Source organism: Pseudooceanicola lipolyticus (genome assembly GCF_002786325.1).
Classification (GTDB): Bacteria; Pseudomonadota; Alphaproteobacteria; order Rhodobacterales; family Rhodobacteraceae; genus Pseudooceanicola_C; species Pseudooceanicola_C lipolyticus.
Genome location: NZ_PGTB01000414.1, coordinates 1 through 640, shown reverse-complemented (window position 1 = coordinate 640; position 640 = coordinate 1). Strand labels below are relative to the sequence as shown.

The window sequence follows — 640 nt, the reverse complement described above, 5'->3', positions numbered from 1 at the left end:
GGGCACTGCGGCGGCCCGGGCCGCCGCGCGCGGCTGCGCCGGGGCCAGCGCATAACGGTCGACCGGCGCGTCGCAAATCGCTTCGGTCGCGCCCAGCTCGACTTGCCAGGCCAGCAGCGCCAGCGCAGAGTGATAATCCATCCCCGAATCCATGGGGCCGAGCCTAGGGACTGGATTTGGCAGGCACCAGAGCCAAGTGTAACCCGCATGACATCGCCGCGCCGATTCCTGTCCCGTCCCGCCACGTTGGCCGTGGCGGCGGTGTTGTCGCTGGCGCTGCTGATGCTGGCGCAGGCTCAAACCGTGCAGGCACAACCGCTGCTGGGCGGACGGCAATGCCCGCCGCTTGCCACCGCATGTGGCATCTCGGGCTGCTGCCCGCCGGGCCATCGCTGTACCTTTGACGGCAATTGCATCCCGCCCGGCGGCAGCTATTGCGGCGGCGGGCGCAGTTGCGGGCCGGGGCAGTTCTGCCTGCCGGGCGGCACCGGCTGTGCCCCGGTGGGATCGCAGAAATGTTCCAACGGGCGAATCTGCCCGCCCGGCACCACCTGCACCCGCGATGGCAATTGCGTCGCGCGCGGTCGGGTCTATTGCGGCAATGGGCGCGACTGCCCGGCCGGCAGCACCTGCCGCCCCG

At 71.1% G+C, this 640-nt stretch carries 2 pseudogenes; one reads left to right on the top strand and one right to left on the bottom strand.

Annotated elements, in window-relative coordinates:
* Window positions 1-153, bottom strand: a pseudogene (locus tag CVM52_RS27915) (uracil-DNA glycosylase); the annotation flags it as partial.
* Between the two features lie 54 nt (window positions 154-207).
* Between CVM52_RS27915 and CVM52_RS26325 the strand changes: the two are divergent.
* Window positions 208-640 (top strand): annotated as a pseudogene (locus tag CVM52_RS26325) (scavenger receptor class F, member 2); the annotation flags it as partial.